This is a genomic window from Aerococcus agrisoli (genome assembly GCF_003797145.1).
GTDB lineage: Bacteria > Bacillota > Bacilli > Lactobacillales > Aerococcaceae > Aerococcus > Aerococcus agrisoli.
In genome coordinates this window covers 22,943-47,165 of sequence record NZ_RKMG01000006.1, presented here as the reverse complement: position 1 = coordinate 47,165, position 24,223 = coordinate 22,943, and the positions used below count along the sequence as shown (strand labels likewise).

25 protein-coding genes and 1 pseudogene are annotated in these 24,223 nt (G+C 37.4%); 4 read left to right on the top strand and 22 right to left on the bottom strand.

Annotation, left to right across the window (positions count from 1 at the left end):
• Nucleotides 1-452: 452 nt before the first annotated feature.
• Nucleotides 453-743 (top strand): YkvA family protein, encoded by a 291-nt coding sequence (locus tag EF384_RS02980; protein WP_123779508.1) that lies wholly within the window; start codon nucleotides 453-455, stop codon nucleotides 741-743.
• Nucleotides 744-823: 80 nt separating this feature from the next.
• Here EF384_RS02980 and EF384_RS02975 read toward each other — a convergent pair whose 3' ends face one another.
• Both EF384_RS02975 and EF384_RS02970 read right to left on the bottom strand, forming a co-directional pair.
• The gene (locus tag EF384_RS02975; RefSeq protein WP_123779507.1) at nucleotides 824-1,636 is read right to left on the bottom strand and encodes a DUF427 domain-containing protein; all 813 of its coding nucleotides are present in this window, start codon (nucleotides 1,634-1,636) and stop codon (nucleotides 824-826) included.
• Between the two features lie 150 nt (nucleotides 1,637-1,786).
• Nucleotides 1,787-2,359: an NADPH-dependent F420 reductase gene (locus EF384_RS02970; protein ID WP_123779506.1), complete on the bottom strand. Its 573-nt coding sequence runs from the start codon at nucleotides 2,357-2,359 to the stop codon at nucleotides 1,787-1,789.
• A 318-nt stretch (nucleotides 2,360-2,677) separates the two neighbouring features.
• Between EF384_RS02970 and EF384_RS02965 the strand changes: the two genes are divergently transcribed.
• The gene (locus tag EF384_RS02965; RefSeq protein ID WP_123779505.1) at nucleotides 2,678-3,556 is read left to right on the top strand and encodes an alpha/beta hydrolase; all 879 of its coding nucleotides are present in this window, start codon (nucleotides 2,678-2,680) and stop codon (nucleotides 3,554-3,556) included.
• 507 nt (nucleotides 3,557-4,063) lie between these two features.
• On the opposite strand, the gene EF384_RS02960 is transcribed toward EF384_RS02965, so the two are convergent.
• From EF384_RS02960 to EF384_RS02930, 7 genes and pseudogenes are all read right to left on the bottom strand, one after another.
• Nucleotides 4,064-4,693, bottom strand: coding sequence for a hypothetical protein (locus EF384_RS02960; RefSeq protein WP_233570019.1), 630 nt, complete (start codon nucleotides 4,691-4,693; stop codon nucleotides 4,064-4,066).
• Nucleotides 4,694-4,714: 21 nt separating this feature from the next.
• A complete protein-coding gene (locus EF384_RS02955; protein ID WP_123779504.1) occupies nucleotides 4,715-5,155 on the bottom strand; it encodes a PPC domain-containing DNA-binding protein in 441 nt (146 codons plus the stop codon).
• A 21-nt stretch (nucleotides 5,156-5,176) separates the two neighbouring features.
• Nucleotides 5,177-6,088, bottom strand: a pseudogene (locus EF384_RS02950) (zinc-binding dehydrogenase).
• A 63-nt stretch (nucleotides 6,089-6,151) separates the two neighbouring features.
• Nucleotides 6,152-6,781 (bottom strand): ABC transporter permease, encoded by a 630-nt coding sequence (locus tag EF384_RS02945; RefSeq protein ID WP_123779503.1) that lies wholly within the window; start codon nucleotides 6,779-6,781, stop codon nucleotides 6,152-6,154.
• On the bottom strand, nucleotides 6,778-7,545 hold the full coding sequence (locus tag EF384_RS02940; protein ID WP_123779502.1) for an ABC transporter ATP-binding protein: 768 nt from the start codon (nucleotides 7,543-7,545) through the stop codon (nucleotides 6,778-6,780). Before EF384_RS02940 ends, EF384_RS02945 begins: the two co-directional genes overlap by 4 nt.
• Nucleotides 7,526-8,173: an ABC transporter permease gene (locus EF384_RS02935; RefSeq protein WP_123779501.1), complete on the bottom strand. Its 648-nt coding sequence runs from the start codon at nucleotides 8,171-8,173 to the stop codon at nucleotides 7,526-7,528. Before EF384_RS02935 ends, EF384_RS02940 begins: the two co-directional genes overlap by 20 nt.
• A 1-nt stretch (nucleotide 8,174) precedes the next feature.
• Nucleotides 8,175-8,492 (bottom strand): hypothetical protein, encoded by a 318-nt coding sequence (locus EF384_RS02930; RefSeq protein ID WP_123779500.1) that lies wholly within the window; start codon nucleotides 8,490-8,492, stop codon nucleotides 8,175-8,177.
• Between the two features lie 172 nt (nucleotides 8,493-8,664).
• Here EF384_RS02930 and EF384_RS02925 point away from each other — a divergent pair, with 172 nt between their 5' ends.
• On the top strand, nucleotides 8,665-9,549 hold the full coding sequence (locus EF384_RS02925; RefSeq protein ID WP_123779499.1) for a glycine betaine ABC transporter substrate-binding protein: 885 nt from the start codon (nucleotides 8,665-8,667) through the stop codon (nucleotides 9,547-9,549).
• Between the two features lie 61 nt (nucleotides 9,550-9,610).
• Here the strand turns inward: EF384_RS02925 and EF384_RS02920 are convergent, their stop codons facing one another.
• The 6 genes from EF384_RS02920 to EF384_RS02895 form a co-directional block, all read right to left on the bottom strand.
• Complete coding sequence (locus EF384_RS02920; RefSeq protein ID WP_123779498.1) at nucleotides 9,611-9,940, bottom strand: winged helix-turn-helix transcriptional regulator; 330 nt, start codon at nucleotides 9,938-9,940, stop codon at nucleotides 9,611-9,613.
• A gap of 542 nt (nucleotides 9,941-10,482) precedes the next feature.
• Nucleotides 10,483-11,307: a glycosyltransferase family 8 protein gene (locus EF384_RS02915; RefSeq protein ID WP_123779497.1), complete on the bottom strand. Its 825-nt coding sequence runs from the start codon at nucleotides 11,305-11,307 to the stop codon at nucleotides 10,483-10,485.
• Between the two features lie 156 nt (nucleotides 11,308-11,463).
• Entirely contained in the window at nucleotides 11,464-12,354 is an 891-nt protein-coding gene (gene gnd / locus EF384_RS02910; RefSeq protein WP_123779496.1) for a phosphogluconate dehydrogenase (NAD(+)-dependent, decarboxylating), read from the bottom strand.
• Nucleotides 12,355-12,413: 59 nt separating this feature from the next.
• The gene (locus EF384_RS02905) at nucleotides 12,414-13,739 is read right to left on the bottom strand and encodes a 6-phospho-alpha-glucosidase (RefSeq protein WP_123779495.1); all 1,326 of its coding nucleotides are present in this window, start codon (nucleotides 13,737-13,739) and stop codon (nucleotides 12,414-12,416) included.
• Between the two features lie 20 nt (nucleotides 13,740-13,759).
• Nucleotides 13,760-15,379: a PTS transporter subunit EIIC gene (locus EF384_RS02900; protein WP_233570018.1), complete on the bottom strand. Its 1,620-nt coding sequence runs from the start codon at nucleotides 15,377-15,379 to the stop codon at nucleotides 13,760-13,762.
• A gap of 117 nt (nucleotides 15,380-15,496) precedes the next feature.
• Nucleotides 15,497-16,228, bottom strand: coding sequence for a MurR/RpiR family transcriptional regulator (locus EF384_RS02895; protein WP_123779494.1), 732 nt, complete (start codon nucleotides 16,226-16,228; stop codon nucleotides 15,497-15,499).
• Nucleotides 16,229-16,485: 257 nt separating this feature from the next.
• Here EF384_RS02895 and EF384_RS02890 point away from each other — a divergent pair, with 257 nt between their 5' ends.
• Nucleotides 16,486-17,622, top strand: coding sequence for a glycerate kinase (locus tag EF384_RS02890; RefSeq protein WP_123779493.1), 1,137 nt, complete (start codon nucleotides 16,486-16,488; stop codon nucleotides 17,620-17,622).
• A 120-nt stretch (nucleotides 17,623-17,742) separates the two neighbouring features.
• Here the strand turns inward: EF384_RS02890 and EF384_RS02885 are convergent, their stop codons facing one another.
• Genes EF384_RS02885 through EF384_RS02855 form a run of 7 tightly spaced genes read right to left on the bottom strand, consistent with a single transcriptional unit; the run spans nucleotide 17,743 to nucleotide 24,193 of the window.
• Nucleotides 17,743-18,201 carry a hypothetical protein gene (locus tag EF384_RS02885; RefSeq protein ID WP_123779492.1) on the bottom strand — a complete coding sequence of 153 codons (459 nt, stop codon included), beginning with the start codon at nucleotides 18,199-18,201 and terminating at the stop codon, nucleotides 17,743-17,745.
• Nucleotides 18,202-18,207: 6 nt separating this feature from the next.
• Nucleotides 18,208-19,356, bottom strand: coding sequence for a galactonate dehydratase (gene dgoD, locus EF384_RS02880; protein WP_123779491.1), 1,149 nt, complete (start codon nucleotides 19,354-19,356; stop codon nucleotides 18,208-18,210).
• A gap of 15 nt (nucleotides 19,357-19,371) precedes the next feature.
• The gene (locus tag EF384_RS02875; RefSeq protein WP_123779490.1) at nucleotides 19,372-20,742 is read right to left on the bottom strand and encodes a PTS galactitol transporter subunit IIC; all 1,371 of its coding nucleotides are present in this window, start codon (nucleotides 20,740-20,742) and stop codon (nucleotides 19,372-19,374) included.
• Between the two features lie 11 nt (nucleotides 20,743-20,753).
• Nucleotides 20,754-21,032 carry a PTS sugar transporter subunit IIB gene (locus EF384_RS02870; protein WP_123779489.1) on the bottom strand — a complete coding sequence of 93 codons (279 nt, stop codon included), beginning with the start codon at nucleotides 21,030-21,032 and terminating at the stop codon, nucleotides 20,754-20,756.
• Between the two features lie 20 nt (nucleotides 21,033-21,052).
• Nucleotides 21,053-21,511 carry a PTS sugar transporter subunit IIA gene (locus tag EF384_RS02865; RefSeq protein WP_123779488.1) on the bottom strand — a complete coding sequence of 153 codons (459 nt, stop codon included), beginning with the start codon at nucleotides 21,509-21,511 and terminating at the stop codon, nucleotides 21,053-21,055.
• A 12-nt stretch (nucleotides 21,512-21,523) separates the two neighbouring features.
• Nucleotides 21,524-22,138, bottom strand: coding sequence for a bifunctional 4-hydroxy-2-oxoglutarate aldolase/2-dehydro-3-deoxy-phosphogluconate aldolase (locus EF384_RS02860; protein WP_123779487.1), 615 nt, complete (start codon nucleotides 22,136-22,138; stop codon nucleotides 21,524-21,526).
• A 12-nt stretch (nucleotides 22,139-22,150) separates the two neighbouring features.
• Nucleotides 22,151-24,193, bottom strand: coding sequence for a BglG family transcription antiterminator (locus EF384_RS02855; protein ID WP_123779486.1), 2,043 nt, complete (start codon nucleotides 24,191-24,193; stop codon nucleotides 22,151-22,153).
• Between the last annotated feature and the right edge of the window lie 30 nt (nucleotides 24,194-24,223).

Here is a 24,223-nt window from a genome sequence, read left to right as displayed (position 1 = left end):
CCTCCAAATATAAAACCTACGCAACAAACCAACCTTGATTGAAAAACTTCAATCGTCCATAGACACGAAAAAAGCCTCCCACGCGAATGGGAGGCTTAAGTCCCATTCTGTTCTCACAAACACAAATAGGACATATGAAATTAGTAGCTAATTTCCTAAGTCCTAGAGTCAATAATAATAATAATGACGTTATTCATATTATTTTGTGTTTGCATTAACATTATGAGATTCCTCTTTCGTTTTCTAATATGAATCTAATGTAACTCAATTTCAACTTGATTGCAAGATAAAAATGATAATTTTATGAGAAAATATTCAGAATTATGAAAAACGCAATAGAAATCGGCAATTTCCCCAAATAAAGGCTACTTTCTCAATAAATCCTACTAAAGTCGGATACGCAAAATCCCTTTTGCCTATAAGATATACACATGAGGAAGGGTGATGAAAAAATGAAACAAACATCCAAAATGAATATCAGTACTTTTATCAAAGCATTGTTCAACAAAGAAACACCTACATATATTAAAGCAATTACAGGCATGGCACTCTTGTATACCATCTTCCCAGCTGACGTCTTACCAGATATCTTCGGCCCACTAGGTTTCGTCGATGATGCAGCCGTGATTAGTATCTTAACTACAGTCGCAATGACTTTATTAGAAAACCACAACAAAACAAAACCAGTCGCATCTGAAGTCAATACAAACACTGACTTTGATCCCGACAAGGTAATCAACTAAACAAATAAAAAACTCAGGTTGGCGAATCCTCGCTAACCTGAGTTTTTGTGTTTATTCGCATATTCAAGCAACCCGACCTTTTAATTTGTCCCCTCTTTTAATGAGTTTTGGACAACATCGGTATGAGGTAATCTGGCTTTTGAATGCAGTGACCATTTTTCCCCATCAATAATTACAGCTTCTACTTGTTCATTGTAGAAACTTAGTAAATGGCGAATTTCGTTTACTTCAGGATTTGCCTCTAAATAACCCCAGACAACATCTTTGTGAACATTACCATTGATATTGACATCCCAATAACTAGCATAGCCTTTGTAAGGACAGCGTGAATGGGTTTCAGATGGTACAAGCACATCCATCTTGATGTCCTCTACTGGTAGATAGTATCGTGGTGTTAAGCCTGTTTCATAGAGAATTACAGGTCGGTGACTGTCAGCCACGATTTCCCCGTCGATAATGACTTGGATATGACGTGTGCTTGGAATGGCATCAAGGCGTGTATAAGGATCACGCGCATGTTCAAAAATCTCTTCATCTTCTTCAAACCAGGCATCCATTTGGTCCCAGTCAAAAGAAATATACCCCGCAAGCACTTCGCTACCTGCAAGTGGTGTTTGATATGACCAAGCCGCATTTTCAGCACTACGATTACCTACTGTTACCGTCCAATATGAAGCTGTCCCTTTAATCACACATTGTGTTGCCAAACTAGTAGGGATTAAATAGTCTGTTTGGACATCTGCACTAGGAAAATAATAAACAGGCACCCGTCCTCTTTCATGAACAATTAAGGCATTCTTCGTATCGGCAATTACTTGGCCATTAAATTGCACACTAATTCGTCTAGGTGATGGATCAATTAATATCTTCACATGATTGTCACCCTTTACCATTGCTTTTCCCCCTTAAAACTGAATTTCATTAAGTCTTTGCTTTCATACTATGCCCCACAAATAGGCTAGTCAAATCTTAAGCAATTCCATCAAAAAAGACCACGTACCCTTTCCAGGATACATGGCCTCTAACTAATAAGTTTGATTCAATTATTTTAAGATACCGAAGCCGCCGCCCCAAGAAATTTTTTCAGCTGCTGCTAAAGTGATTTGTAAGAAACCAAATGCTTCTAATTCACGAGCACGTTTCAATTCACCAGCATCGATTACATCAATACCAGCACCATCGAAAGCAGCTTTGAATGTTTCTTTAGCTTCTGCTTCACCAGCTACTAAAACTGTAGTAGGGACTGTGTCAGCAACTTTTTTAGATGATAAAGTGCCACCAAAAGTAGTGTTGAAAGCTTTGATAACTTTAGCATCTGCTACTTTATCTTGGATTACTTGTGCTGCTGAAGAATCTGCAGGTACAACTAAACCGTCGAATGTTTCGAAGTTAACTGGGTTAGTGATATCAACGATAACTTTACCAGCAAATTCGCCTTCGTATTTTTCTAAGATTGAGTCAACAACTGGGTACATAACTGCTAAAACAACGATGTCGCCTAATTCTTTTTTGTCATCTTGTGAACCAATGTAAGTTACTTGGTTGCCAGCTTCTTCAAACAATCCACCGATTGCAGTACCCATGTTACCTTTACCAAAAATAGTAATATTTGCCATTTTTATTTTCCCACTTTCTAAATTAAACCTTTGAGTGACATTTCTATTTTGTTACTGACTACATTAAACCACGAATAATCACTTACAAAAAGTAGGCACTTTTTTATTAGTTACTTACATAATGGTAAGCATGCATTCTAATAGGCTTTATAAGCGACCACTTCTTCTCAACTGTCGCGGTCGCCTTAATCATACCACCGTCATTTTCAAATAGCTACACTTCTTACTTACAAAAAGTAAGTTTTTTTGAACCAAAAATCACCACTATCATGTACAATCAAATCAATAAAACTTGTAACCGCTTAAGGAGGTAATCTCGTGATTCAAATTGATGTTGAAAAAATGCGCGCAGAATTTCAAAAAGGTGATGCCATCCGTGACCAAGGCCTAACTGAACCGGATACCGTCGAAAAAATCCGCGACCTATCCTATGGACCACACGGCATCGACAATACCTTTGATATCTACTATCCAAAAGGCACCAAGCAAGCCCTACCGACCTTGATCCACATTCACGGCGGTGGTTTCTTCTATGGCGACAAAGAACTCTACCGCTTCTACACCATGTTCCTTGCCAGCCAAGGCTTTACTGTTGTCAACTTCAACTACCGCCTTGCACCCAAACATCAATACCCAGCGCCGCTTGAAGACACCAACGATCTTATGCATTGGATCGTCGACCATGCAGCTGAATACTATATCGACCTTAACAATCTCTTTCTATTGGGCGACTCAGCAGGTGGTCAGCTGACCGAGCAATACGCTGCACTGACAACAAATCCCGACTACGTAGCCCTATTCGATTTCGAAATCGCACCCGTCCAATTCAACGCCGTCGGACTCAACTGTGGGGCCTACTTCCTGGGTACCGAAAAGCCCATCGAAGCTAGCTTCCCTTACTACTTCGGCGAAACACCTAGTGCCTCTGTGAAAAAGACATTCCCGGTTGAAGACTACATCACCAGTGCCTTTCCGCCGGCCTTCGTCATGACAGCTAGCCACGACTTCCTCAACACGGAGGGACTACAAATGGGGCAATACTTAGTTTCTAAAAGCATTGAAACCCACTTCAAAGTCTACAGCAACCAAGATGCCAGTGAGCTCGGTCACGTATTCCACATCGACCAAAAATCAGCCATCGCCAAAGCCTGCAATTTAGACCAAGTACAATTCTTCCAGGCACACCTAAACAAATAATTTGCTGTGTCAAAAAAGTCGAGAGTGCCGGCATAGGAGCTGTGTATAAGCTAAAATAATCCTATTTGTTTGCGAATTTGCTGCCAACATTGGTGGTTGTTTTCCATAATGAAAAAAGAGGGCTTAGGCCCTCTTTTCATTTTGATTTTTAAGCCATACATGGTTGAGCATCACACTGAACAACCATATTTTTCTGCTTCCCCAAGTATTGTATGTATTAAAACGAAATAAACGTTTTTTGGACACATCAGGGGCCTCTATTATCAAAAATGAGAAAAAATGGCTCATACAGATGGAGGTATGAGACATTTTTTTGTAGTTGGTTCAATCAAGTCGTTGTTGTGGCCATTTTTCTTATAAATGTTCAAACAAGAACTTGTTTGACCCATTTTTCGTCTATTTCAAGTTGAGTAAACACAATAGCATCAAAATAAGCCCCCCTCCTCTCAAGACATATCTTGTCGACGCAAAAAGGCTAGGATTCATAAATCCCAGCCTCTATCAATATTAGTAATAATGTTCAATTTGTAGGTCTTTGAAGAAGCCTTCTGCCCCAACGTCAACCCATAAACCAACGCCACCTTCAGCATTTGGTCCTAGTTTTAAATCATTGACGATTAAAACGGGTTGCTCTGCTTGGTTAACGAAGAATTTGGCATGGTCCTCATCAACTTCAATCTTCAAATCGATCCATTCATCTAAGCCCATATCGGCGTAAGATTCATATTTTTTCGGATTTTCTGCACGGAAACGGTCAAATTTGTAGTCTGGATATGAGAAATATTGTGTTGCTGAGTTACGACGTGATTGGTCATCACAACGGCCATTGGTTGGTCGAATATACAATCCTTCAAACTGGTCGTTACTGTCGTTGATACGAAAGGCAATGCCGATAAAGCCGCGTGAAAAATCAGGTGCATCCGGTAATAAACGGCTTAGTACTTTTACCTTAATTACCCCATTATGAAAATGGACATCATTGATGCGTGCGAATGTTGCTTCATCAAATGCCTCAACGGACTTGTCTTTGACGACACGAACAACTTCAGCGCCATCAATTAAATCCAAGGACGCATGCGCTAGGTTTTCGGTCAAATCATCTATGGTTAAATCAACTGTTTCAAATTGTTCTGACATCAATACAAACCTCCCCAAAAATTAACGATTAATTTGCCACAAACGAATACCTGTTTCCTCGTCAAATGCCCGATTCACCTTGTTAGGGTATGGCGTTAGGACAAGTTCCACAGTATATAAAACAACGGCTTTGGTTAAATGTCCCGATAATACAGCCGTTTCGCCTTCATCATTCAAATAAGAAAAACTTGCATGGGCATGCAGTTCAGGTGCATCTGTTTCATCACGGGTAATATTCCCCATTAAAGATACCAATTCCAACATACCAGTCTTTTCATGGTCAGTAAAATCATTTTCCGACGCAATATACGTCGACACAATGACATCGCCACATGCGCCAATTCCTTGGAAAGAACCAGCTTGAATACCTTCCTTTTGGCACACCTCAGTTATCGCAGCTAGGACCTCTTCGCCCCTATCAACGCGCAACATCATCACATGGCCATTCACTTGATAGTCCATATTCGGACCTCTCTTTCAACACTACTGATGATTCACGACAACTACTTTCCCGAAACTATGACTGCTGTCAAGGTAACGGTGGGCATCCTGAATCTCATCTAAACTGAAAACTTTCTCCGGTTTCACTGGCGTATCATTCGCCTCAATATAAGCCAACATTTCATTCAATTTGTCGTCATCGACATTCCCAGAATAAAATGACGTTAGATAACTATTGGCTTTGATATCAAAAATCGGATCAAAGTCTTCCAAATACCATTGCCCGCCAAGTTTTCCAGTTGAACATACTATTCCGCCTTCATTTAAATGCAAGAAGCTGTCCTTAACCGTCGCTGGACCGATTAACTCAAACATCTTATCGTAGGCCGTGTTCGTTTGCAGTTGTCCATCACGGTCTTCAACCACTCCGTCGAAACCGACAGCTAGCAATTGCGCTTCCTTAGTAAGGCTACGGCTAGTGCCATCCACACGAACCTGTGGAAATTCACTTTTTAGTAAGTGTAAAAAGGCAACACCTACCCCGGACGTAGCACCACGTACCAAGACAGTATCACTCGTTTCAACACGCATGTTTTTCAGCGAACCGTAAGCCGTATAGTAAGTTTCAGGAATCGCCGCCAAGGTTGGTCAATCTAAATGCGTTTCAACAGAATAAATTTGTTCATTGGGTAGTAAGGCATATTCAGCGTAATAGCCGTCAAAAGCACGCCCCATTTCCCTCATAATGGAGATGACTTTTTGCCCCACTGATAACTTGTCCGGGTCAGTCGTTTCCTCAACGACGCCCACACATTCGATACCTAGAATTCGCGGGAAACTTGCCGTTGGCGATAAGCCCTCCCGTGTAAAGATTTCGGAGTGGTTAATCCCAAAGCCCATGACTTTAACGAGGGACCAACCCTTTTTCACACTAGGTTTAGGCACTTCTGTCACAACTAATTACTCTGGTCCACCCGCTTCATATATTACTGCAGCTTTCATAAGTGACCGCCTTTCTTAGTCTAACGCCATATTGCGTAAGGCAAATTTTTCAATCCATTTCAAGACGTAATTGACAAAAATACATAGGAGAACCGTCAAGCTAGCACCCCAAATCATCGTTTCGACACTTTGCGTACGCAAGCCGTCAAATAGAATGGTACCTAACCCGCCTGCATTAATGGTTGCAGCGATTGTTGCAATCCCGATAATTGACGTCAAAGCTAAACGAATTCCTGAGAAGATAGACTTAGCCGCTAATGGTAACTGAATGCGGAAGAAGACTTGCTTATCCGTCATACCCATAGCCCGCGCAGATTCCACAATCAATGGATCAATTTGACGAATCCCTGTCGTGAAGGTACGCAATAGAACGTACTCGCTATATAAAGTCAGTACGATAACGGCCGTTGTGCTACCTAGTCCGGTTAATGGGATTAATAAGGCGAAAAAGGCATAACTTGGTACAGCATACAAAGCTGAGAAAAAGTAGATGAGTACATCTAACCATTTGGCCTTATTGATGCACACATAAATAATGGCCATGGCAAGTACTAATGCCAAGATGATAGAGATGGTCACCAATTGCAAATGATCCAAAGTGGCATTGATTAATTTGCTATGGTAATAACTCCAGTATTCAATCATTTCAAGGCCCCCCACAAAGCGCCTTCTTCATAGACTGTATCTAACAATTCTTGAACAAAGGCTGTTTTTGGTGCTTTTACGATGTTTTCTGGTGTATCGTATTGCGAGATTTTTCCTTCATCCATGATCATGACTTTATTCCCCAAATAGAAGGCTTCATTGATATCATGGGTGACAAATAAGAAGGTTTTTCCTGCTAACTCTTCATGGATCGCCTTAATTTGTTTTTGTAATTCTTTACGTGTAATGGCATCAACGGCACCAAATGGCTCATCCAACAACATAATTTGCGGGTTGGCCGCAAGCGCACGCGCTACCCCAACACGTTGTTGTTGTCCACCAGATAATTGTTTAGGGAAACGTTGACCGTATTGGTCGTAAGGTAGTTTCACCAAATCCATCAATTCAATCACACGTGCTTTAATATCTTTAAGATCCCATTCTAGTAACTCTGGCACTGTGGCGATATTTTTTTCAATCGTCATATGGGGGAAAAGACCAATCTGTTGTACAACGTAACCAATGTTACGACGCAACTCGATTAAATCAATATTTTCGATATTTTCATCGTTAATTTCGATTGTCCCCGCATCTGGTTCAATCAGACGGTTAATCATTTTCAATGTTGTTGTTTTACCAGAACCAGAAGAACCAAGAATGGTAATAAACTCTCCAGCAGCTACATCAAACGATAAATCCTCAATGATGGTTTGCGAGCCAAAGTGTTTGGCTACGTTTTTAAATTTAATTACTGATTTCGACACTATTTTCAGACACCTTTCTAATGATAAAGTCTAGGATAAACATGCTTAATAGGGACAATATTGTTACTGTCCCACCACCGATGACCAACAAGTCCATACGGTATAGGCCTAGTCCCGTAAAAATCAAGGTACCTAAACCACCAGCACCAATATAGGTAGCTAGCGTTGCAGAGGCAATGATTTCCACAAGTGACAATTTAACCCCATTTAAAATAAACGGCATGGCCAATGGAAATTCAATACGTTTACGCAATTGAATTTCATTCATACCAATACCGATTGCTACTTCTTTGGTTACGGCTGGTATTTCATTAAAGCCAAGAATGGTATTGACCAAAATTGGTGGTACACCAAGGAATACCAAGGCAATTAACGCAGGTACTTCACCTACCCCAATGATTGGAATTAAAATAAACAAGATTGCTAGACTAGGGATAATCCGCAATAATTGTGATGTGGTGGTGAAAAACTCAGCTACTTTCTCATGTTTATAACTAATATAGCCCAGCGGTATACCAATAATCATGGCAATCACCAAGGCAATCAAACTTAGGCGAAGATGCTGAATCAAATATGAAACATATTGTCCGCCATCCTCACTAAAATAGGTTATGATATCTTGAATCAAACTAAATCCCTCCAAAAAATTCATGTTCAGCAGACCAGGAGTCAAGATCTGACATGATTTTATTCAATTCTCGTCCTTGATCAGTTAGGGTAAAAAGAACACCGTGTTCATTTTCCACTTTGCTGATCAAATGATCGTTATACATCTCCCAAATAGTCGTGATAAAGGTTACCCTATCTGCTAAATCGTCATCTTTCACGAATAATAAGCGCAATTCGCTCACTGATTTAGGTGTATAGTTATTTTCGTTCATATGCTTTAAAATTGCAATTTTTACGGGATGATTTACCATAGACTGGAAAATTTCTAGCGCATCCATCAAAACCACACTCCTCCATATATATATTATATATATAATTATGCCCCGATACATAGTAGGCACTTTTTTGTTTGATAGTTACCTAAAAGTAAGTACCTAACAAAAAGGTATCTACTATCATTTTTAAGATAAAACCATTACAATTAAGGCATCAAAAAAGGGGGATTTTTAAATGAAGAAGAAAAAATTATTGGCTGGAATTTCAGCCGTAGTTGCTTTGGTTTTAGCGGGTTGTTCTTCTAGCGCTTCAAGTGAGCCCATCAAAATTGGGTCTAAAGACTTTACTGAAAGCCTAGTTGTGAGTGAAATTTATGCATTAGCATTAGAAGATCAAGGTTTAACAGTTGAACGCGTGCCTAACATCGCAAGTTCAGTTATTCCAGAATCTATTGAAAGTGGCGAAATTGATTTATACCCTGAATACACAGGTACAGCACTTTTATCAATTTTCCAATTACCAATGGAAACTGACCCTGATACAGTTGCCGAAACTGTACGTGCAGCTTATGAAGAAGGTGGCGAATTAACAACACTTGATTACGCACCTGCAAACGATGCACAAGGTATCGCAATCAAAACTAGTGTTTCTGAAGATTTAGGCATCACTACTATCAGTGACCTACAAGCAAACGCTGAACAAATTCGTTTTGCTTCTCAAGGTGAATTCGATGAACGTGAAGATGGTTTAGCAGGTCTTGCTGAAGTTTACGGTCCATTCAACTTCAAATCTTCAACAGTTTACGACAACAGCTTGAAATACCAAGTATTGAAGAGCGACGAAGCTGATGCAACACCAGCCTACACAACTGAAGGTCAATTATCAGATAAAGAATCATTCACTGTCTTAGAAGATGACAAAAACTTCTGGCCTCCATATAACTTGGTGCCAGTTGTTCGTCAAGAAGTGTTAGATGCGAACCCAGAAATTGCTGAAACATTAAACAACATCAACAAAGACTTAACAACTGATACTGTTATCGAATTGAATGCCAAAGTAGATATCGATGGTGAAGATTACCAAGCAGTAGCCAAAGAATACTTTGACTCCTTAAAATAATCATCTATGTAAATCAAAAAATCAGGCTGGAACTATTCCAGTCTGATTTTTTATTCAGCATTTACATCAAATTCTCTTTAATATAATTGGTACCCCAATCGCTCATGGCATCAATAATCGGACGCAACGAATCCCCTAATTCACTTAGGGAATATTCCACTTTCGGTGGTACTACTGGATAAGCCTTACGCACAATAATACCGTCAGCTTCCATTTTTTTCAGATTTTCAGTTAAAACCTTTTGGCTAATACCATCAATCGCTTTGTGTAATTCGTTAAAACGTTTCGTACCCTTCAACAATTCACGCATGATTAACAATTTCCATTTGTTTCCAATCAAATCAACCGTTGTTGCGACTGGGCAAACTGGCAATTCCTCTTTTGTTAACATCCAATCCCTCATTCCTCTACCTTAGTTTCTAATAGTAAGTTACACACTAAAAATGATATACCACCCAAATACAAACTGCAAAGAATTATGCTCCTTTTGAACTAAAACACTTGAATTACCAGGCATGATGGTAAAACTGACATATGTCCATCCTTCACAAGGGGTACGATTTACTTTTCTGTAATGAAAAAAGAGGGCCCGACCCTCTTTTTATTTTGATTTTTATGCCATTTTTGGCCGAGCATCACACTGAACAACCATATTTTTTTGCCTTTTCTAGGGATTGTATATATAAAATCCCAAATAACCAAAAAAATGGAACTCTCAGGGGATTCTGGTTTACAAAATGAGAAAAAACGCGTCACACAAGTGGCTGAACTTTCACTTCTTTTGGAAGTGAAAAGTTCAAGGCTATTTACTTTTAAATTTTCCTCATAAATATAAGCAGAACCCCTTCTGGTTTCCAGTTTTCATCTATTTTATGTCGTAAAAACTCAATGCTATAAATCTAAGTCCTCCTCTTTAAAAGACTTACCTTTTATTTAACTTAGTTCTCCTTCCAACCGGTCCAATTTGTTCTGATAGTCCAGGTACACGCTGGTGAAACGGTTGTCGTGTTTTTCGTCCCAAGGTTTTGGTCCACCACAGAAATGCAGAATCGCCGTATTGGCCATGACCCAATGAATGTCATGTTGTGCTAGACTCTTCGTCAGATAGCGCATATATTTACGGGTATCATAGTTCCAGATTTCTTCAGGAATTTCGACGGCATATTTACCGTATAGGTGGTTCAGTATATCCTGGTCTGGCAAAATCAAGAGGTTATTATACTTGTCGATGGTCTCTTGGATATCCGCCCATTTAATAACTTGGCGGGCACGGTCCAGATTCATCAACATAACCCCCGAGTTGTAATAGACGTGGTCTAAATCCAGTCGCACTTTATTCAATCGTGTCGACATCTCGGTTAAACCTGTGTGGGTAGCTGCCGCCAACAATTCGTCGCCTAAATCCATATCCCATAAATCATCGAGTGGGTTGATGACCAAAATGTCCGGGTCTAGATAGAGTACCTTATGGATATCTGCCGGTAAAATCTCGCCGGCCAGTAGTCGAAAGTACATTTCTTTTGGATAGCGTTCCTCCGTTTTGGCGTTATTCCACTGGCTGCCATCTACTTGAATTTCTTGTAAATCAAAAGCTAAGTGGTCTGTCAGCGTCCGTAATTTTTTCAAACCATCAGAAGAAATACTTTCGTGGACGAGCCAAATGCGGAAATCAGTGTGGGGATTGGCTTGTCGAATCGATAGCAAGGTGACTTTTAAATGGCTCAGATAGCCTTCGTCGAGCGTAAATAGTAGGTCCATGTTGTTCTCCTTCGCGCATATATTTTCATTATTATAGCATTTAGAGTGACTAAATTCTTTGGGATGTAGCTGAATAGCACAGGGAAATATACTATCTGTGAACCAAAAAACTAGACAAAAAATAACGCCTGCCGTACAAGCGTTATTTCTTCACTATCAATATTCTTTATGACCGCCAAAATTGTAGCGCATAGCTGATAATACTTGATTAGAAAATTGTTGTTCTGTTAATGATGCATTACGTTTCATCAAGGACAAGGCAACTGTTGGAACAGGAACTTCTTCTTTTAATGCTTCACTAACCATCCATTTAGCTTCACCAGATGCATGCACTTTTTGTTGAAATTGAGATAGCTGATTATCTGCATGTAGCTCTTCGTGTATGTTATCCATAAGTGCTGAGGTAATAATAGATCCATTAGACCAATTACTTGTCACCTTTTCTAAATTAAACGTGTATCTCTTCTGAGCGTGTAATAATTCCAATCCTTCGGCAATTGCTTGCATCATCCCATATTCAATACCATTATGTACCATTTTTAGGTAGTGTCCACTTCCTGGTTGTCCATAATAATTAAATCCATCTTCAACACATAAAGATTGTAATATAGATATAATTTGTGGATCCAAATTATCATCACCACCCAACATCATACAAGCACCATTTAATGCTCCTGAAACACCCCCAGATAAACCACAATCATAGTAATGAATATTCATCGTTTCTAACCTATCATAATTTTTAATAGAATCTTGATAATAGGAATTAGAAAAATCAACTACAATATCCTCTGAATGTAATAATCTGGAAAGTCGGTCAATGCTTTCATTAGTTGGATTCCCCGCTGGAAGTAATAAAAATACAACATTCTTCTCACTTGCCTCTTTCAAGGTTGATAAATCACTTATATAAGTCATATTTTCGTGGACATAATCATCTGATATTTTGGGATTTACATCATAACCTTGAATGACATGCCCCTTTCTAGTTAATTGTTTAGCCAAAGACAAACCCATTTTACCTAGACCAATAACTGTAATTTGCATAAAAACCTCTGCTTTCTTAGAAAAAACGCTGTGAAACACAGCGTTTTATATCATCATTATTATTTTAACTCTGGCCAAAAATCACCATTCGCCACAATTAAATCATCTAAAACTTCTCGTGCTTTAGTAGCAGTTGGAATTGTTCTTGATAAAGTAAATGCTTGCCATACTTTTTGATAACTTCCTTCAATGAAACCTTCCACTAATAACTTTTCAGATGTTACTTGTTGGAACATTAAAGCCTGCTCAAAATTAGGAATTTTTCCTTGAGCAATTGGCTCAGGCCCCTTAGATCCAACAATACATGGTACTTCAACCATTGCATCATCCGGGAAGTTAGCAATCGCACCATTATTCTCTACAATCATAATCATTCTTTCATGTGTATTGAACGCAATTGCTCTAGCAAGATCTACAATAAACGAAGCATGACTATCAATATGGAAGCCATTTTCTTTTGCAGTTCCATTTGCGATAATACGGCGTGCTGTATCAAACACTTCTTTTTCACGTCCACCCATTACTTCATTCGCACGAGTATATTCTGGATTTGAATGTGCCACCATGTCTTCAGGGAAAAGGTAGTATTGTAAATATGTATTTGGTAAAAATCTTGGTTCAACAGCGAATAGGTCTTTGGCTTTTTTGTGCGTTTCTTGCCAACTTGGATCAGTATGTTGCGTATCAATTTCAACTTGATTTAAATATCCATTCTCTTTTACATATGCTTTTACTTGCTCAGTATAATCTGTACCGTCTTTACCTCGAATAGATGTCCACCATCCGAAATGATTCAAACCAAAATAATCTACTTCTAGTTGGTCAGGTGTTGTACCAAGAATTTGAGACATACGGCGAAGTGTACCTACTGGCATATCACAAATATTTAAAACTTTAGAGTCAGGTCTTAACACACGACACGCCTCTGCAACAATTGCAGCTGGATTCGAATAGTTTAACATCCAACATTCTGGTGCATATTGTTCCATTAAATCTATTAATTCCATCATGCCACCGATACTACGCATACCATAAGCCATACCACCTGGTCCGCATGTTTCTTGACCGATTAAATCATGTTTTAAAGGGATTTTTTCGTCTAATTCACGCATGGCATATTTCCCTACTCGAATATGAGCCATGCAGAAATCCATACCAGTAAATGCTTTTTTAGGATCTGTAGTATATGCAAAATCAATATCTGGTGCTTCTTCGCTTAACATAATTTCGATTGCTTCACCTAAAATTGCTTGGCGTTCACCATCATTATCGTATAAATATAATCTTTCTAATGGAAACCGACCCAAGTTCTCTACTAACATTCTGACGATACCAGGTGTAAATGTACTACCGCCACCTGCAATTACTACTGAGAATTTTTTCATTATTATACTTCCTTCCATTCCTACTCTTCAGAGCTAAAGCCTAAAACTTGGTCTACCGATTTACGAATTGAGCCAACTTGAACCCCATACACAACCTGAACATTATTGTCTTTCACAACGACACCACTAGCTTGGGTCTCATTTTTTAAGGCTTCTTGGTCGACCAAATCTGGATTTTTTAATACTGTTCTTAAACGTGAGTAACAGTTTGTAACTGATTCAATATTTTCTTTACCACCTAGCAGATCCACAACAGTCATACCAATGCTGCCTGTATTAGACTCTGAAGTTGCAGCCGTATATTCAGACGCATATGCTCCTGATTTTTTATCTAGGTAGTCTTTCTTAGAATATAATCTTGTTTCAGCACCCTCATCTTCACGACCAATTGTTTTTAAATTCATTAATTGAATTAACACACGGAAGATAACGAAGTAAATGACGAAGAATACTAGTCCAATTAGGATATACATCGGCCAACCTGTCTTCTCGATACCTAAAGGTACATTCATCATTAAGAAATCGATGAAACCATTTGGTCCGATTGAACGGACATTGAAGACATTTAATACAACCATACTTAATCCACTTAAAGCCGCATGAACTACATACAATACTGGTGCGATAAACATGAATGAAAATTCGATTGGTTCTGTCACCCCGGCAATGAATGAAGTAAACGCTGCAGGGATTAAAATCGCACGTGCTTTTTGTTTCTTATCTGGATCCGCTGTTACATACATTGCTAAGCAGGCACCAATCAAACCGAACATTTTTGAAATACCACGGGCATCCCAGATAACACTAGCTGATAATTGTCGAATTGCTGGTTCTACCATTTCTGCATAGTAGATATTACGTGAACCCTCGTATACAACATCATTAATAATTTCTGTCCCACCTAATGATGTATATAAGAAAGGCGTATATACTAAGTGATGTAATCCAGTTGGAATTAATAAACGTTCTAGTGCACCGTAGACAAAAATACCGAAATTACCTGCATTTTGAATCCAACCACCTAACGAGTTAATACCTTGTTGGAAGAATGGCCAAATGTAAGTCATTAAAATAGCAAAAATTACAACCACCGGAATTAAGACGATAAAAGCAAAACGTGTTCCACCGTAGATATTAAAGGCATTATTAAATTCTATATCTGCGAAACGATTAAAGATAACGGCAATGATGATACCAAGTAAAATACCTGCAAACACACCCATATCTAACACTTGGACTCCTAGGACCATTGCTTGACCTGTACCACGCAAATTCTCAGGATCTGCAAGCATCTCTTTCAAAGTCATAAATTTGTTCATTGCATTGATAAATACTAAGAATGCTAGCATAGCCGTAAATCCAGCTTCACCTTTTTTCTTGTCAGCCAAACCTACTGCAATACCCACACAGAAAATTAGACCTAAGTTTTGTAAAATGGTTACTAACGAACCTGAAATAATTGTCCCAAATCCAACTGTAATTGGATTATCCAAAAACGGAAATACTGCCAATAAATTAGCATTAGTTAAAATATTCCCAATCGCAATCAACAAACCTGCAATTGGTAAAATTAATACTGGAATGAACATCGCTTTTGAAAAACGCTGCATAACATCCATAATGTTGCTTCCCTTGTTCATAAAATGAACCCCCTTTGATTTTCTTGTAAGTTCACTTTATCATTAAAACGCTTACATTTATATACGTTGAACCCTTAATGGAATTTTTTCCAAAAAAAAGAAAAGTTTTTCTAATTGCTAGAAAGACTTTTCAATTAAATATTCTAAATATAGAAGCAACATGGAGTAAAACTGCGTTGGATTGATGTTATTACGATCTAGTATTTGGTTATCATCAATAATAAATGGAATGTCAGATAACTTAGCCAATGAATTATCAGGCGAATGGGTAAATGAAATCACCCCTATTTTATTTTCCTTCGCCAGTTTAGCCTTGCTATTCACTAAATCAGTTTCACCGCTTTTAGAAATACAAATAATATCCGTAATCCGTTGAATATTACTTAAAAATAAGGCATTTGAATCAGCTCCATTGGAATAGTAAACCAATTCCCCTTTACCTAAAACTTTCTTATATAAGTATTCACCAATAATACCTGAATACCCCGTTCCAATTACATAAATGAAGCACTCTTCTTTATCAATTTGACGGATAAACTGTTGCAAGTTTGCCTCATTTTGTTTAAATATCTTTTGAACATTTGATGATAGACCTTGAGTATAAGTTTCTAACATACCGTCATCATCTATAGATTGGTTTTTACTTAAATGATAAATCATATCCGTAAAGCCATCAAAGCCCAATTTTTTAGCTAGTCTAAAGATTGTAGATTTTGAAGTAAATGTTTCATCAGCCAATTTTTGAATAGTAATCTGTTTCAAATTTTCTTGATGCTCAGCAATGTAGTCTAATACCGTCTGCTCAATTTCAGTGTATTTTTGATTATTTGAATAAAACTGGTTTGTCATTGAGATTCCTTCCTCAAAATCAAATTTGTATATTTACTCTTTATTATACCGTAAATTATAAACGATAAAATGTAAGGATATCTGAGGATCATATAAATTTCTTATATTTCAGCTTATTTTATAGTGATTAGTGAATTTTCAACTAAAGTACTCTAAAAATGAGATGCTTACTAGGCGCACCTTTTACTATAACCATCATTTCTGTTATCCTAAACTAAACACCCACAAGTCAACCAACAGCCAAAAGGAGGTCAACTATGCCCTTAAAATTCGTACTCGCCCCAGACTCATTCAAAGAATCCTGCACTGCCCTCGAAGCCTGCCAAGCCATGGCTGCCGGCATCACCCGCGTCTTCCCCGACGCCGAAATCGTCGAAGTCCCCATGGCCGACGGTGGTGAAGGCACAACCCAAGCCCTAGTCGATGCTACCGGTGGTCATATGGTGAAAAAAGAAGTCACTGGCCCACTTGGCAATCCAGTTGTAGCCGACCTCGGCATCCTTGGTGATGGCCAAACCGCAGTCATCGAAATGGCCAGTGCCAGCGGTATCCATTTAGTAAAAAAAGAAGAACGCAACCCCTTAGTCACAAGCACTTACGGGACCGGTCAACTTATCAAAGCCTGCCTAGATAACGGCATTAAAAAGATTATCCTAGGTATTGGCGGATCTGCCACCAACGATGGCGGTAGTGGCATGGCCAGAGCACTCGGCATCCGGTTTTTAGACGCAGACGGCAAGGATATCCCTGAAGGTGGCGGTCACCTTGATAAACTTGCTAGCATCGACCTTTCTGGTGTCCATCCAGGATTAGCTGATTGCGAAATTGCCATTGCCTCCGATGTTTCCAATCCATTATGTGGCGAAAACGGTGCTGCAGCCGTCTTCGGTCCGCAAAAAGGCGCCACACCCGAAATGGTTGCCAAACTAGACAAAAACTTACAACACTACGACAAAATTATTCAACGTGACGTCCACAAAAGTGTAGGGCAAATCCCTGGATCAGGTGCCGCAGGCGGTTTAGGTGCCGGCCTACTCGTCTTCACCAATAGCCATTTAGAAACCGGCATTGACCTAGTCATTGCATACACTGGTCTAAAAGAAAAACTCCAAGGCGCTGACTATTGTTTCACCGGCGAAGGACAAATTGACTTCCAAACCAAATTCGGCAAAACACCATATGGCGTCATGAAAACCGCCAAAGCCGTCGATCAAAACATCAAAGTCGTTGCCATTGCTGGTAGCATCGGAGAAAATATAGAAGTTCTATGCGAAGAAGACTTCGACGGCGTCTTCGGCACTATCCCCCAAGCCAGCGACCTACAAACACTATTGGCACATGGAAAAGAAAACATCCAACGAACCACGGAAAGCATCTGTCGGTTGATAAAATAGATTTATAAATAGAAAAAACCAGCCAATTGAGTGGCTGGTTTTTTTGATAGGAAATGATTGAAGGTGTAAAAATGATCAAACGTCAACGTCCAAGTCATATCATGTTTTTCTGATAGAAAATTACTCCGCTGTATTTAAATGTATATCTAGATTCTTATCCGATAAGAATTCAATCACTTCTTTCACTGGAATATCAAAAAATATCGTATGTCTTTGATTTTTACTTTGGTTGAAAATGACTAATGTCTTATTTTCTGAGAATTCTTCAATTTCTATAGTTTTGTATTTTTTATAATCTCCCGAGAAGATACCAAACTTAACAAAGCCATCTTTTCCAAGGCCTTCCTTAGAGAAAATACTAAATATCAAAAGTACAACTAAACCAACCAACTTGATTAGGTCTGGTGTATCATTTTGCCAAAAAACATATAAAATTGTAATCCCTAATCCAACGGCTAGTATTCTTCTCATAATACTCATATTAGAGTATAAAATGATTTGTTGTTGTTCTTTTATTTGGTGAACTAATAGGAGAAGTATAAATAAACACATTACAATTGATTCAATTAAGTTACTCATAAGCAATTACCATTCAGCAATTGTGCCATCATAATTTTTCCACTTAGGATTTGTCCACACTAAACCTTCTTCTGAAATTTCTTTAACTTTATCTTCGTCTATTTCAAGACCTAGTCCAGGTTTTGAAGGCAAATCAACATATCCATCTTTATACTGAAAAATTTCTTTATTTTTCACGAAATCTAATAAATCAAAGCCTTTATTATAATGAATACCTAGACTTTGCTCTTGAATAAATACATTTGGTGTACATGAATCGACCTGTAATGTAGCCGCTAATGCTATTGGACCATATGGTGCATGTGGTGCTACAGCAATATCATACGCTTCTGCCATTGCAGCGATTTTTCTCATCTCTAAGATTCCACCACAGAGTGCTACATCAGGTTGGATAACATCTATGGCACCTTGTTGGAAAATATTTTTAAACGCCCATCTAGTATATAATCGTTCTCCGGTTGCTAATGGAACTGCTACTGAATTTGCTATATCTTTAAAATACTCTTCATTTTCAGGTAATACAACTTCTTCTAGAAACATTGGGTGGTATGGCTCTAAAGCTTTTGCTAATACCTTTGCCATCGGTTTATGAACTCTACCATGAAAATCTACTGCGATATCTAGTTTATTTCCAAACTTTTCGCGAATCGAAGCAACACGTTCCACTACCTCTTCAATTTTTTCATAACTATCAATGTAATGTAATTCTTCAGTTGCATTCATTTTTACTGCTGTAAAACCACGATCAAATCTATCTTGTGCTTGTTCTACCACTTCGTTAGGTCGGTCTCCACCAATCCAAGAATAAACCTTAATTTTATCTCGTGCAGCACCTCCCAATAACTCATAGATTGGTAAATTCAAAGCTTTCCCTTTGATATCCCATAAAGCCATTTCAAATCCAGAAACAATAGTGCCGTGAATCGGACCACCACGGAAGAATGATCGGTGCATCACTTGAAATAATCGCTCAATTTCAAATGGATTCTCACCAATTAAAAACCTTTCCCCAATTTCATATGCACCTGCTACGACAGTTTCTGTTTTTGTTCCAGAAATCATCTCACCCCAACCCTCAATACCTTCATCAGTAGAAACTTTGACAAAAATCCAGCGTGGTTTTACTTTATACACTTTAATATCAGTAATTTTCATTTTATATTTTTCTCCTTAGTTTGCACTTTGATTTTGTTCTTCAATTTCATGATTTACTTTTTTGTAGAAGTCAAAATAGTACCAGCTTGCTGCAAATACTACTAATAAAATTGGAATACTAATCAATGGTTTATAAGTGAAAGCTAGAAATACTAAATAACTTTGGATCATTGCGGTAGCAGCAAATGATGAAATTAACATTGAACTAGCTCCTAAATTAATACCAACTTCTTTAGCAATCGCAGTTAATACTGGTGCTGTTGCAGTACCACACCATAATAATGAAGCAGTTACGGCAAGTCCAATTACAATATTCTTAAGTAAGTTACCACGTGTTAATGCAACTACCATAGCAACTCTAAAAGGAACTACTGCCAAATCGGCAAATGGTAAAACACGGTTACCTGGTAATACCAAGGCTGTAGCAATAGTTAACGGGATGATGATTAAAGCTGTCGTAATAACATCTGGGTTCCCTACAACTACTGCAGCATCCAAACCAATAAATAATTTGCGCCCTTTAAATTTCTCTTGAGACCATTTTTGAGCAGCATCAGAAATTGGCATTAACCCTTCCATAAATAACGATGTCATTTTAGGAATTAATACTAAAACTGCGGACATACTTACACCTAGTTTCAGTACTTCTTTAATGTCAAATCCAGCTAATGCACCAATTGCAATACCGATAACACCACCCATAATCATGGAGTCCCCGAAGAAACCTAAATATTTTTGAGCATCTTTAATAGTAAACTTAGAATTTCTGAAGAACGGAATTTTATCCAATAACCAGTTTAATGGCCAAGCAATTACTAGTGAAGATAAGGCTGAAACTGTTGGTAAAGATACCCCTGGAATACCGAAGAAATCTTCAACCAGTGGTTGTGACCAGTCAGATAATTTGAATGTAATCACAGCCATGATAATTGAAGCACCTACACCCAAAAAGATATTTTTAGTCACAAAATACACCATGACACCTACTATAGCCATATGATGGTAATTCCAAATATCTACATCTAAAGTGTGTGTCATTTTCAATACTAATAAAATAATATTTACTAACAGTATTGAAAAAATTAAGATTGCAATAATTGGAGATGCCCAAGTAATAGCTGCGATTGATCCCCATCCAACGTCTAATGCATCCAATGAAACACCCGTACGTTCTACCATTGCTTTAGCAGCTGGTCCAACGTTTGTTGTCATATAATCAAGGATTAATTTAATACCTGCAAAACCAATACCTAAAGTTAAACCAGATTTGAAAGCCCTATTAATTTTGAGTCCAAAAATCATACCAATTACAGTAATAATTACGGGTAACATTACTGTAGGACCAGCATCTATAAAAAATTGAAATACGCTCATTACTACACTCATAGCTAATCTCCTTATTTTAAGTATTCTAAAATTTGTTCAAAAGTCTGTTCTGCACCGATACCCGTTAAAATGGAAAGACCTCTTACAACAGGAACGTTACCTGTTTGTCCTTCAAATTGACCAGTTGTCACTAATAAATCATAATCTTGAACCTTACTTGGAACTTCCATTAACTTAGTTTGAGTTGTATCCGCTTCCACTCCGTGGTTTGCTAAATATTCTTTAACTTTTGTTGCTACTACCGTTGACGTTGCAATACCGTTCCCACAAGCTACTAAAATTCTTTTCATAATAAATTCCTCCTACTAAATTAAATTAATGATTTTTCTAATAAACTAAATAATTGATTATCTGATTCAGCAGCCAAAATATTTTTTCTGGTTGCTTCATCCTGAATAATACCTACAATTTTTTGTAACATTTCTATGTGTCCATGAGGCTCATCAATAGCTAACATAATTACAATCTGAATTTCAACTGCGCTTTTAGTATCTTCCATATTTTGAAAAGAAACTGGGTTCTTTAGTGTAGCTATTCCTAATGTAGTAGTGTTCACTAATTCATGATTGGCATGTGGAATCGCTATGCCTGGGGCGTTTGACGGTAATCCTGTAGGATACTCTAACTCCCTTTCTAAAATTGCTTCTTTATAACCTTCTTTTACATAACCAGCTTCAAGTAATTTATCCGCAAGAAATGAAATAACTTGTGCACTATTTTCAAACTCTAAATTTCTAAAAATAACATCTTTATTAAGAAATTTATCCATCTATCTTCCTCCCTACATATCCATAAAGTCTTGGAATGATTTCTTCAGATTTTCAATATTTAGATCTTTTACATCTTCCAAATTGAACATACCAGATCCCAATCCTAAATAACTTGCGCCATTATCTAAATAATCTTTAGCATTTTTTGCTGAAATACCTCCCACTCCCATCAGAGGTAACTTACCTAATGGTGCCTGCACATCCTTAAAAAATCTTGGGGACACGACTGCTGCCGGGAAAACTTTCACTATATCAGCACTATACGAAAACATTTTATCGATTTCTGAAGGGGTCATAGCAGCTGGAATTGCTAACAGGTGATGTTCATGTGCTAATTCAATCATTTGCTCAGAAAATGTATGTGGACCAAGAATAAATTCCGCCCCTACACTAATACAATTTTCTACATCCTCTAGCGATCTAACGGTTCCCGCACCAATTTTAATCTTATTTCCAAATTTATTTTTCAAACGAGTAATATTTTCTAAAGCTTTTGGGGTATTTAATGTCATCTCAACTGCAAATTTATTTTCATACCCCTTCATAGACGTTAAAATTGCCTCTGCCTCTTCGTATGTATTGCCTCGCATTATTATAGTAAATTGAGGGTAGTCTTCTAATATCACTTTATTGCCTCCTTACGTAATTTTTCTAAGAATTTGATAAATCTCTTTCTCATCAGACTCCTCTAATAAGCTATCTAATAAAGGGACATTATTACTAATATCTGCTATTTGATTTACCGTCTTTAAATGCATTGTTAAGTCATAAAATGATAGCGGGAAAATAAAATTAATCCTTCTTCCATTTGGAAATTCAATAGGTTTTTTTGAAATAAGAATGCTTATCCCATCTTTTAGTACACCATTTTCAACAGTAGTATGTGGTATACATGTCCTCATTCCTAGAAAACTACTATAGTTTTTATCTCTGACCTGCTGGATGCAATCATTTATAAATTTTTCATCGATTATTTGTTCTTCCATAAGAGGTTTACATGAAAGAGAAATAGCTTCCTCCCAACTTAAATCCTCATTAGTTAAAGTAATAAAGTGAGGTTTTAAATAGTGTGTAAGACTTGGTAATGAGTTTAGATCATCAAGCGGAAAACCTTGCTTTATTTTCAATAAAAAATATTCCAAATCTTTTCGCAAGTCTTTCGTATCATTTACCAATGCATGCTCACGAATAATCTCTAACAAATCTTCAACTGAACTGTCTATCTCATTTATTCCTAAATCTTTTAAAACTCTATATTTCAGGTTAACTTGTTCCTTTAATGTCATAATTGGATTGATTATGTATTGTAAAATGTTGCTTTGTAGAGGTGTTGTTGTAAAAACAACATCGTAGTCATCTTCAAATTTATAAAAATTTCGCACTGAAAATGATGCTAAAAAGTGCAACTCAGGAAATAATTTATCAAGATTTTCTCTCATTAATTTAGAAACTATCACACCATTTGTACAAACAACAACCGCTCTTGGCTTGGTATGATTTAATTCACTAGGATTCGTTAATTGAAATCCAAAATAATAAGATAATAGCTCCAATTCATCATTTGGAAACGCCTTTCCAAGCCAATTTTCAATGGGAACAATTAATTCCTTCATCAAATCATTCAAAACAATATAATTTGCTTCGTAAATTGCGCTTTCAGAATATACCCCTAAATTCAAATTAAATTTAATTCGAAAACATGCTGGACGTAAATGGTTTAAAATTCTTCTTTCAAAAGCATCTCTTTCATTAATTTTTATAAGCGTTTGTGATTCAAAACTATCTACCATTTTGGTAATCAGTGAAATTAATGTATTGTCTGAATCATAAACCTGAGTAGTTTTACGCTCATTAATATTTGAAGAAAGAAATAATAACGCTAACCATTCTAAATAACTAGTATTTAATTTCCACGGGTAATCATCAAGCAATACTCTTAAGAACTTAAACTCTGGTGAATCTCTAACTTGACCTTTAAAAAAATTGGATTTCTTGTTTGAAAGATCCAATCCACGTTGAATTAAGAATCTAACGGCAGACTGCAAATATTCGATAGATTTGTCGGAATAATTAACATGTAACATTTGTTCCATATTATGAATTAAATGTAGAGTTTCTTCTTCTAAAACATTTGGTGCCATGATGTTCTTTATATTATGCTGATAGAAAAGTGATTCATTTTTTATCAGATCAGATAATAGTTGTAAAACTCTATGTTCCGAACCGCTTACCTGGTACCCTTCATTCCGATTATAAGAAATTAATAATCCGTAATTTCTTACGTATGCTTCTACTCTCTTCATATCTTCCATAACCGTACTTTTGCTAACATTTAGCAGATCCGTCAAATGATCTAAACTTATATATGTTGTGTTAGTTATCAAAAATATAATGATTAATGATCTACGTTCAAATTCTGTGTAAACAGTATCTTCACCTTTAGCTGAAAGGGTAAATTGATTAGGTGAAAGTAATTTAACTATTTCCAATGACACTATGAAATCTCCATTATGATTTCGCTCAATCTGAGGAAACTCTTTCTCCAGTAATTCATCATTGAATTGATTTATTGCATAATTAATTTGTCTCCTAGTTAATCCCATCTCCTTACTTAATTGAGCCATTTTAATATTTGGACTCATTATTAAATGTGTGAGAATATTTCGTATACGTTCATTCACGATATCCCCTCCCATGAACTTATTATAGTT